We start from the raw sequence: 11,427 nt of genomic DNA on the forward strand, positions 1-11,427 counted from the left end.
AATCTTGTATCACAGGCAGTATTTAATATGGTGGTTGAGGTCATGTGTGCAAGTTTGTATAATCTCTGGTTTAAAAAGGCGCTTTGGTTGCGGCTACCCGGGCCATTCCCTTGGTCATGAAACGAACTCCCATTGAGCGGACAGCATCCCTGGCATCCCATGATAAGGGTACGATCCTTGTTAAACCCCTAAAAAAACTAAAAACCGGCCTGATTATTCTAGGAAATGAAGTGTATGAAGGATTGATTGAAGATGGGTTTGCTCCCTTGTTACCTATGAAGATTGATGATTTCGGCTCAATGATATTCAGTGTGGAATATACACCGGATAATTCCCACTACATTCAACAGGCCTTTGAACGCTGCACTGAGTCCGGGTTGAACTGATTTTATTAACCGGAGGGATGAGTGTTGACCCAGATGATGTCCCTCGATGGGTATTTCTATGGCAGGTGCAACAGAAATACATTACGGGACAGCAGTTTTCCCGGCGCCATGTTCCTTGTGGCCTATATCAATGATTTGCCGCTTTTGGGTGTGCCGGCCTGTGGGCTCCACCATAGAATTACCTTACTGGATCTGGTCCTCCCCCCGAATCATAGCAGGCGAGCATATTGGAAAAAAAGAGCGGGTATTTTTCGGCCACGTCGGTCTTTGCATGGATTGAATGTATGTTACCTACTTATTATAGGACTGTTCATGAAAAATATAATTTTTAACATTTCACGGACTCTATTCAATATGTTTGGTGATTGGGTGCTTGCGGATGAAACGTGTTCATTAATATTGATAAAATAATAATAAAGCATCAGCAGGAGAAGGTGTAATGAGTTTGAGTGGCATTGAAAATTGTCAACTCGGAACATTAGAATTGGATGAAAGACGGGGGTGTCCAGAGATATTTTTTTCAGAGACAGGTCCGCTGTAGCCGAGAATGTGCTTGATGAATTTTTTGCTAAAAATTGCAGAAAACCCAACTTAAAGGACCGTGTTGATGAAGTAACAGAATCGGTTGTTGTGGAATCAGCAGGCCCTGGTCAAAAATTTTTTGGTGTATATTTTTGTAAAAAAAATACTCAATCAGAATAAAAACACCTTAAGCAGATTGATTTAAAAAATGTTATTATCTGATAAAAGCCAATCAAAAAGAGAAATTCACCTTTTTTTTCACTTTACACAAATCGTTGACAATTAAGCCATTGACGGGTATTGCATAAGTGATTTATCGAATATTTTAGCTCAATTTTTATCAATTTTTCAATACAGTAAAATAATTTCGATAAGGTAAAGGAAATATTCCATGTCTAATGATGATGATTACTCAAATGAAAATTATCAAGAACAAAAACATTACAACAACCTAAAAGAAGCTCTTTTAAGCATAAAAGAATCCTCAAGTTCAGCTGTTGCTGATGCCTCTCGTATTGGATTAAAAGGGATAAAAAAATACTTACATATTGATCGTCCTATTCAAAAACACCTCCAAAATCTTATTGAAAGAGCTGAAGATTCTGACAAGAAACAACTAATTATAGTATGTGGCAATGTTGGGGATGGTAAATCTCATTTAATATCTTATTTAAGAAAAAAGTGGCCAGATTTTAAATATAACTTCATTGTTAAAAATGATGCGACTGAAAGCTCCCTTCCAGAAAAAACATTTTTAGAAGAATTATATGAAACTCTTGACCCGTTTTCTGACGATAACATAAACTCTGGGCATGAAAAAATTATTTTGGCAATTAACTTGGGTACATTGAATAATTTCTTAACGGATGATGGTAGAAAATGTTTTTCAAAACTATTTAACTATGTTCAAGAAAAAAAAATCTTTGAAATTGGAATATTTGAAGACAATACTTTTGATACTCAATGCAATTTTCAACATGTTAATTTTTGCGATTACAATCTTTTTGAATTGACCCCGGAAGGACCAAAGTCTGATCTTATTGAAAAAGCAATAAATAAAATCGTAGATCCAGTTCCAATAAATCCATTTTGGCTTGCTTATGAAAAACACAAACAAACTTATCCTTCAAATTGTCCTATAAGATATAATTATGAATTGTTGCAAGATTCTCAAATCCAATCTCGAATAAGAAATCTTCTAATAGAGTGTATTGTCAGAAACCAAATGACTATCTCAATTAGAGCTCTTTATAACTTTATTTACGACATTATTGTACCTGTGGATTTTTATAATTCTGATTCAAAAGAGAATGGCAAACATTTATCCTCTTTAGCTAAAAAGAGTTATTTGGAAGCCATGCTGCCTAATTATATTTTTGAGCACCCTGAATTATCTCCTATTTTATTCAACCTAAAAGAATTAGATCCCTCAACGAAAAGGACTGAAGCACTTGATGAATGTGCAATTAAATTAATGGTTAGTGAAGACCGTGAAGCGGTTTTCAACAAGTATATCCCGTTAAATAAGATAAGTGACGCAATCAAAGAAGTGTTAAATAACGACGATATAGCCGATGATTTAATGATAAAAACCTTTATTCGTTCAACCTTCTTCTGGCAAGAAACGGATGAACTTTGTTTGGAGAGTGATTCTTATAAAAAATACATGCGTCACCTTTATGGTTGGTACTCTGGAGATAATTTAAGCATTAGACCTGCTTATAAATTAGTCCAAAATTCACTTCAAAAATGGTTTGGAAATTCTCCAGATGGACATGTTAATATTGAAATTGGAACCCAACAGCTCCAATACAGAGTTAGCCAGAAGATTCAATTAAATCCAGATCCATTAAAATTTGAAATAAACTCGAAAGTCGAAATAGATCGATTTCAAGTATGTCTTCCTCTACGTTTTAAAATCAATGGTTCAAAAAAGCCTTTGGAAATTTCATTTAAAATATATGAATTATGTTTAAAAATGGATAATGGCTATTGTCCAACTCGCACAGACCATGTCGATTTTATTTCGTTTTCTAAATTTATGGAATATCTATCAAAAGCTGGTGATGGCAGAAAAAATCTTTGTTTTTTAGATTCAACCAGTGGAAAACAATATATTTTAGAACTGGATTCATTCGACGAATTTAATTTCAAGGAGGTTCGTTTATGAACGCTTGGTTGGATGAAATTAAAAACTATTATATAGATAAAGAAGGAAAATTTTCTCATAAGACTCCTAAGAGAGCTGTACTGTTCCCCTATACAACGAATACACCACCAGTTAAAACATTAGAAATGTTAAAAAATTTTCAGCATATTTGTGGGGAAATAAATCGAAATCTAAAAGTGATCAAACCGGAGAAGTCTTACGACATAGACTCTTTATTAGATAAAATTACAAACAAAGTTGAATCTGATAATAAAAAGTTATTGGTGGATATCATCAAAAAAATTGCTTTTTCTGAGGACGATAACCTTTATTGTTTTCACCCAAAAATATTCTATTATATTTTAAGCAAAGACTCAAAAACACATTTAAAGTCAATCGGAGAATTTTGTACAAATGTTCTTTTCAAGAATAAAACTGAAGTTGTTCCTGATTACAGAAAAGAAGGTACTGAAAATGTTTTTCACGATCTTATTCTAAGGTATCTTCCTCCGTTGACTAACGATTCTACACCAAATAAAAAAAAAGGGTATTGCTTTATAGACGTGGGTCTCAGTGAAGTGTTTTTTAAAGATTTGGAATTCATATCTACCCCGAGTCTTGCCACAAAACATTTGCCAGAATTAATCAAATTTTATTACCTGTTGTATCAATTAAGAAGTATCGAGCAACTCAACTATTTATTTACAGATAAGAAATTAGAGCCAATATACTTCTCACTAGATTGGGAAAGACTTTCAAAAGAGCGTCCAGCCTATAAAGAAGGGTGGAAAAGGATTGAACAACAAAGAGGTTTTAAGTCTAATATTGTAACAATGTGGTCTCATGCAAATTGTATTGAATTATTAAATTACATTCCGTTTAAAGGGCTTTCTTCTCCTTTTAATTATATTGATATAAAAGAATGGTCCCAAAATGCCGATGAATCTGACAGAAATACTGCTGAGGAGTCGTTGAATACATTAATATTATTTTATAAAGATAATATTTCAAAGTTAGGTCAAGATTTAACTGGAAAGTTTGACGATTCTATTGACCTTTTAGACGATCCAATCATAGCTAAAGCAAAGTTACTATTCAAAATAATCCATTATCAATTTATTAACTCAGAAAGGAAAAACGCTTCTTTGCGCTATTCCCAGTGGTTTTCAAGATTTGTATCAAATAATTTTATTAAATTTCGAGGAAGAATTGGTAATACTCTCGCCATCGATCGTCAACAGATGATGTTTCTTACTCAGTTATGCATTGGTAAAAATAAAAACAAAATACGACTGCGAGAATTATGGGATGAATTATCCCTTCGAGGGCTTGCCTTTGATTTTGATTCTAAACGGCAAATAGTAAGACTTTTTGAGGCACTTAATTTATTAGAAAAAAAGAGTGATAGTGGAGATGCACAATATGTCAAACAGATCTTTTGAATATTTAGCAGCTATATTAAAGGAATATTTCGAAAAACACCCACCGATTCAAGGTCAAAGGTATCATATTCATGTTGAAAAAAATGAACAAGTTGAATATTTATATAATGCTTTATGTCAAAATTCTGATGATATTTTTTCGTACAAAAATTATGTAACAAAAACCATATCCTGCCAAGATGTTAAAATTTTATTAGCTGCTTCTATAAATAATTATCCAACTGAAGGTTTCTTAACTCGGTTAAGAAATTTAACTGCTAACCAGGAGGGAGCATTTTCAGGCCATGCGCTGTTAATTATTCATAACACTTCACTTGATAGCATTCTTGGGGGCGCGGAGGATCTTACAAAAGAGGGGAATCCATTACATATTAAATCCTTTCGAGAAACGTTAACGAACTCCCTTCAAACACTCAAAATTCACGAAAATGAGAAGAAAGCACTAAACGTAATTTTAAAAGCATATAACTCAACAATTCATGAAGATAGCTCTACAATATTTTCATATAAACCATTTATGGAAATATTACATAAGGATACGGTTGACAACTCTGATTGGATATATCTTGGCATGTTTGCTGATCCAGAATTAACCTTAATCTCGGATAAAAGAAAAATTAGCAAAAGAGTTACTGATAACCGTCAATTTTTTGAAGATATCCAAAGAGCGCATAGACTTAATCCTGATAATTTAGAAGAGGAACTTAGTAAGAAATTTATTAAAGCTGGTGTTAGTCAACTAAAGCGTGAAAATTGGGAACGTTCAAGTTATGCAGAAGTCAAAAAATGGAATGAGAATAAAAAGAATAAAATCCCGAATCACTATATTGAACCGGATGAAATATATACAGATGAAGCACTTTTTTTCTGGGATCGGAGAGAGGGTGATACTGCTGCTGCAATTAGAAAACGACACATTATCATTTTTAATCCAGGAAAAAATGAAAGAATACGACATAAATTTATTTTTGATAAAGGTCTAACTCAAAAAGGAGTTATACTACAAAATAAATCTTCGATGAGTGCTTCCACTAAAGGGAATAAACTTAATATAGAAATTACGGGGTGTAATACCAGACCTCAATTTGAACAGATTCGATATAAAGATAATGAAACAAAAGCACTTTTTTATTTTTATATTGCCGTACTGCCTTTTTCATTTGAAATTCTCAATGAATTTAAATCGAGTTACTTAATTCGACCCAAGGACAAAAAACTGCTTTTAAGATCTGATGGTTCATTCATTTTTAATAAGAAGAATGAGAATGAAACGTCTATTGATTTGGAGCAGGATGTCGTCATATCTCTTGCTAAAGATACCAGAATAATAGCAAGACAGTTTGATGATGAAAATTCAGAAGAAACTTTGAAATTTCAATTAGACTGGAATGGACAAAAAATTGACTGCGAGGTAATACAAGATCCGATAAAAAGGAAATCTATTAGTGGCGTTAAAATTTGGAAACTGAAACGTGAAAAAGCTGTAAACTTTGAATATGTCGGTGATAATAAGCTTCTTTTGGGTAATGATGAATATTTCACCAATAAAGAGAGGATACTCAAATTTTTAGAGTTTGAAAAGAAAATAATAGAACCTAAACCACAAGATTGCCATTGGATTGAGGTTGATGGGAATTTAAAACCTCAATATATAGAAATTAATGAAGACCTTAGGAAGTCATTCTTAAATCTTCTAAATTTTTACCATTCAGAAAAACTGCTTCCAAGCCTAACGACCTTAAGTAACAATCAAAAGCTTACTAATCTATCTAAATCATATGTGGATTCCTTTATTCAGCAGGTTGAATCCATACCTCATAATATTCAATTAGGTGATGAATTTAAAAGATTGATGCTTATTGGTACTATTGAATCAATGGCAAAAGAAAAACAAATTTTATTAACTCCACTGCATCCCTTAAATGTTTGTTACCAACTTGCCGTGATAGATGAGTTGAAAAGAGAAGAAGTTCCAGAAGAAATTTTAAGCTGTTTTGGTTACGCAAACCTACTACCTTATATCAATGGCTCCGAGGCGTCAGACGATAAGTTTATTTCTATTCGTGAAACAGAACTAATGGAGTGGGCAGTCTATAGACCATTTCAAACCAGTCATCACGGTTGGCATAACGAATATGTACACAAGCTTATTGCGAATAAAATTTTTGAATACGTTAAACACTTCGAATACTTATTCACTGGAACCGATAAAGCTCCTATTAGAATTAACCTTGTTCATATGGGAGACTGCATAGATGCTTTAAAAGGAATTATTCGCTATTACACAAAGTCAATTAAGGATGTAAAGGGTGATATTAGCAAAGTTCAATCAATTTCTTTGAGTATATATGGTGAAAAGAATGGTTTTAATATTTTTGAAGAATTTGCACTTTATGCGGATTCAGAAAAAATAATTTCAGATTTTGGGATAAAATTACAAGTCGAGTTTGAAAATATTGTTATGGATAATGAGGAAATTCTCAGAATTATTCGAGACAAACTAAATTTCTTCATTAAAAAACCGAAAGAAAAACCGGATTATTCACATATCACTTTTATCAAGTTTGACCCTGAGGCTGTTCAGTGGACTTACCAAGATATGAATGCTATAAATACTGGCTGTTCATTATCTGGACTAATAAATGCTGTTCCTTCCGTTTTTATGGGCGACAGCTATATTACAGGTTTTGGCAAAAAAGGATCCTGTCCTAAAGAACAACCTCTATTAAAGATAGCCAGTTCATTAAACTCTCTCTCAAGGGTTGATAAAAGGAGTGACCCATTTAACGAAAAACAAACCACTTTTTTCACTTTTCGAGACGCCCAAAAAGAATGGTTAAACAATATTTATGATAGTTCTAATTGGGTCACATTTATTGAGCCAAAAGTGGATCTTAATTTTTTTAAACAGCAAGATAAAACTAAAGACTTAATCATTATTCATTATAGTGACCAGTACAATAATTCCAGTGGTTATGATGCCATTACAGTGACACGAAAAAGCAAACAATACAGAACCATTCTAAGAGAATTTTTAGAAAAAAATAAAATCGAATACTCTGTAAACGATGAATTAAAACTTATCAATTTGTTTAACGCTATAAATGGTGACTGGTTGCTAAGAATGATATCAGGGCGAGCACACTTCTCAAGAGAAAAAATCAGTATTCTTTCAGCAGTTAAAATAATGTTAGCCATTTTAGATCATCCAGATATAGTCTGGGTCCCACTCTCTTTGGAAGAAGTTTTAAGAGTTACAGGAAATACTGGCTTGAAACAAAAAGATGGACTGTTTTCACAAAAGAACTTACAACCGGAGTTTGCAGATAAATATTGTGACGACATACTTATGGCTGGGGTCGAAATCAGTAGAGGGCATAAACCAACAGTTCATTTTCTCCCAGTTGAGGTAAAAATTGGAAATGACCAAACACCAAAAGGAAAACTCCAAAGCTCCAATACTGCACATATTTTAAAAAAATATCTTAGCCAAGACAGCTTTAGATCTAAGTTTTATAGAAATTTCTTTGCCAAACTAATAATAATGGCATCTGAAAAAATGGAACTGTATGATGTTTTTAAAAATCAAAACTGGGAAAAAATCAGCAAAGATTGTCGTCAAAACCTTCTAAACGATGACTACCATCTAAATTGGAATCTATGTGAATCTTTCGGCAGTTCTGCTGTTCTTTCATTCAAAAAAGATATTTTTAAACAATCAATAAAAAAAGAGGATGATAATATTATTATCGATATGCTCGAAAGAGATGCACACGATACTTTACTAAAAGAGATTGATGAACTTATTGACCGTTATAGAAAAGTGAGTTCAGATCTTGACCAGGAATTATTATTGTACAATTGTTATTCTGCCCATAAAGAAAAATCTGTCCCCCCCCCAAATGAAGATTCACAATCTCAAACCGAAACTTCTGATAGCACCTCAACAGGAAATTCAACGGATATTCTATCTTCAGAACTGACTGTCAAACTTGGTGAATATATGACTCGTTCAGGGACCGTTGATTGGAAACCGCTTGAATTGACGAATCCTCATTGTATGATTCTTGGCGCTTCGGGCAAAGGTAAAACTCAAACTTTAAAATCGATAATATTCCAACTCTCTAAACAAAAGATACCTTCAATTATAATTGATTTTAACGATGATTTCATTAATCCAACTTTTATCGATCAAACAGGATTTGAACTTATTGACACCGCTTATGGGATTCCAATAAACCCCTTTGAAATTGCTATTGACCCTTATACTAATAAAAAAGTCCACTATAAAACTGTAGTGTACTCTCTACCAGATACTTTAAATGCAATTTTTGATTTTGGAACGAGGGAAAAACGTAAAGTTGCTGAAGCCATCGAAGAATTGTTTACATCACATGGTTTTTCTCAATCCCAAAATACCTGGGATAACAAAGTCCCTGACTTTTTGAATTTGAAATACGGATTAGAGCAAATAGCAGAGGACCAGCCAAAAGAATCAGACCGCATACACAACATACTATCAAAACTTGGCCCTGTATTCGATCTTCAGCTATTTGGTGGCACAGAAACAACCTCTTTTGATGAATATTTTAAAAAAGGTGCTGTTTTTCGATTAAAATCCCTTCTTGGATTTGGAAGCACAATCCAAAAAGCAATGATGCAGTTTATTCTTGAAAAAGTATATAACAGAATGGCTACACTTGGACATACTGATTCTTTAAGATTCCTTTGCGTAATTGACGAGGCTCACTATTTAAAAATGAATGAAAAAATAGATAATTTAGCAAAAGAAGCCAGAAAATTTGGAATTAGTTTGATACTATCCACCCAAGAAGCAAAAGATCTATCACCAAGCGTATGGGCAAATACAGCAACCTTATTGTCTCTTGGCCTCACTAAAAAAGATGCTGATACAGTCGTGGCCAATTTAGGAGTACCAAAATCGGATAAAGAAAATATTAGTATTCAATTACAAAATTTTGGACCTGGAGAATCTCTTATCAAGAATGACAAACATTCTCCTTTTGATGCAGTGAAAATCAAACCGTACGACAAAATAGTTGAGGATTTTCAGAATTAATGAAAATCACTCTTATGCTAATTTAAAGCAGTTAATGGAAATATTATGGATTATGGAAATGAATGGCAAAAGCTTACTAACACAGTAATTCAAAGGGTAAAAAAAGCTCTACTAACCCCAGCTTTTATTTTTAATTTTATTGGGGTAATAGTAATTTGTGGTAGCATGGGTGTTTGGCTTCCATATTATATGAATATTTCAAAAACTATGTTCCGCCCAGAAGCATTTTTCACATATGGGATTTCAATATTAGCGACAGTTATAGCAGAAATGTTTTTAAGAGAGGATGATGAAAATCCTAAAAGTTTAAAAATGCTATTCTTATTGATTATAGCTATCTCAATCACTTGTCTTTTTTTAGATTTAATACGCAATTTAAAGGTAACTTGGCTAGGTATCACAGGTGTTTCTTTTGTTTTGATGACATGGTTTATTTTAAATGCGAATGATGACAAATATGATGATAAACAGTCCCCAAATAATTCGCTTGGCGGAAATATGACAAGTCCAATGGACTTACCAGGAGCGGGGTTGAAATGAATATAGAGAATTGCTTCCCAATTAAAACACCAGCGATTGAGATAGAACAGCCTCTAGGTGTTTTTTATGTAGTCAAACTAACAGCCGAAATATTATTAAATGTCACTTATTCAACCCCTGCAACAGCAGTGAAAGAGCAAAAAAGTGGATTCTACAAAATTTTCGGTTCCCAAAGAGATGAAAAAGAAAAAAGATTAAAGGAGATTGCACAATATATTGACACAGTAGAAGCAGCTTTCCCCAACTCAATTATTTTAGGTGCAAATTATGACCAAGAAGGACGTCTAATTACTGAAGATGAAAAAAGATGGAAGGTGACAAAAAATTCTGAAGGGGATATGCATTATCTAACGATACCCTCAATAGAAAAAGTTGCCTCCCTTATTGATGGTCAGCACAGACTACATGCATTTGAACATGTTGACAATAAAGAGCGATTAAACATGCCTTTGTTGTGTGCTGTTTATTTAGATATTCCCTTACCTTATCATGCTTATGTTTTTGCCACTATCAATATTAATCAGAAAAAAGTAGATCGAAGTTTAGCCTATGAACTATTCGGTTTCAGCCTGGAAGACGAACCTTCTAATTCTTGGGCACCTGAAACTTTATCAGTTTATTTAGTTCGGTTACTGAGTTCTCAGAAAGACTCTCCATTTTTTAATCATATTAAACTTGGAGTTCAAGATGAAATAGATGAAAGATTAAAAGAGACCTGGCAAGTTTCTATGGCTACAGTTGTAGATGGTATTTTAAGCTTAATTTCTACAAATCCTAAAACAGATAGAGATAAAATGCATAGAAAATCTGTAAAAGGTGGAAGGCATAGAAAAAATATCCCATTTCAAACAAATTCACCTCTCAGACAAATGTATATCGAATGCAATGACAAAGGTCTTTATTTAATCCTTGTTAATTATTTTACAGCGGTTGATGAACTTCTTTGGAAAAAAGCATCTCAAAAATCTTATATTAAAAAGACTGTGGGTATCCAGGCATTGTTTGATTTATTAAAACTAATTTTACAGAATAATCCTGGGTCAGCAAGCCTAACCTATGAGTGTTTTTCTAAATTAATTACAAAAACAAACCATATAAATTTTGCGGACAATTTTTTCCAGGCATCAGGAACTGGAAGAGGAAGAATCAAAAATTCTCTGGGAATTTGCCTTGGAATTATTAAAAAATCTGGTTTAAAAGTCACTGAAAAAGATTTATCTGAGTTTGAAAGAATATGTTTTGAATAAATTAAGCACCAAAATAGTGGAATTATATATTATTATTTTAAGATAATCGAGCAATATCTCC

Annotated in this window: 7 protein-coding genes; all 7 read left to right on the forward strand. The window is 33.0% G+C overall.

The genetic code is table 11. The features are described from left to right. Window positions 1–83: 83 nt before the first annotated feature. Complete coding sequence (locus ACZ45G_RS14870) at window positions 84–386, forward strand: hypothetical protein (protein WP_464179438.1); 303 nt, start codon at window positions 84–86, stop codon at window positions 384–386. A 549-nt stretch (window positions 387–935) separates the two neighbouring features. Further along, window positions 936–1,088, forward strand: a complete 153-nt coding sequence (locus ACZ45G_RS14875; protein WP_464179441.1) for a hypothetical protein — start codon at window positions 936–938, stop codon at window positions 1,086–1,088. 211 nt (window positions 1,089–1,299) lie between these two features. Then, entirely contained in the window at window positions 1,300–3,078 is a 1,779-nt protein-coding gene (dptF, locus tag ACZ45G_RS14880; protein WP_464179443.1) for a DNA phosphorothioation-dependent restriction protein DptF, read from the forward strand. Further along, on the forward strand, window positions 3,075–4,499 hold the full coding sequence (gene dptG / locus ACZ45G_RS14885; protein WP_464179447.1) for a DNA phosphorothioation-dependent restriction protein DptG: 1,425 nt from the start codon (window positions 3,075–3,077) through the stop codon (window positions 4,497–4,499). The genes dptF and dptG overlap by 4 nt, the downstream gene beginning before the upstream one ends. Further along, a complete protein-coding gene (gene dptH, locus ACZ45G_RS14890; RefSeq protein WP_464179449.1) occupies window positions 4,480–9,579 on the forward strand; it encodes a DNA phosphorothioation-dependent restriction protein DptH in 5,100 nt (1,699 codons plus the stop codon). The genes dptG and dptH overlap by 20 nt, the downstream gene beginning before the upstream one ends. Before the next feature lie 45 nt (window positions 9,580–9,624). Next, window positions 9,625–10,119 (forward strand): hypothetical protein, encoded by a 495-nt coding sequence (locus ACZ45G_RS14895; protein WP_464179451.1) that lies wholly within the window; start codon window positions 9,625–9,627, stop codon window positions 10,117–10,119. Then, window positions 10,116–11,366: a DNA phosphorothioation-associated DGQHR protein 1 gene (locus tag ACZ45G_RS14900; protein WP_464179453.1), complete on the forward strand. Its 1,251-nt coding sequence runs from the start codon at window positions 10,116–10,118 to the stop codon at window positions 11,364–11,366. The genes ACZ45G_RS14895 and ACZ45G_RS14900 overlap by 4 nt, the downstream gene beginning before the upstream one ends. Window positions 11,367–11,427 lie beyond the last annotated feature (61 nt).

It is taken from the genome of Desulfoconvexum algidum (assembly GCF_055382125.1).

Excerpts from the sequence above, each read along its gene's own strand:
- ACZ45G_RS14900 (WP_464179453.1), top strand. The coding sequence starts at position 10,116 with ATGAATATAGAGAATTGCTTCCCAATTAAAACACCAGCGATTGAGATA.
- dptF (WP_464179443.1), top strand. The coding sequence starts at position 1,300 with ATGTCTAATGATGATGATTACTCAAATGAAAATTATCAAGAACAAAAA.
- ACZ45G_RS14895 (WP_464179451.1), top strand. The coding sequence starts at position 9,625 with ATGGATTATGGAAATGAATGGCAAAAGCTTACTAACACAGTAATTCAA.
- dptH (WP_464179449.1), top strand. The coding sequence starts at position 4,480 with ATGTCAAACAGATCTTTTGAATATTTAGCAGCTATATTAAAGGAATAT.
- dptG (WP_464179447.1), top strand. The coding sequence starts at position 3,075 with ATGAACGCTTGGTTGGATGAAATTAAAAACTATTATATAGATAAAGAA.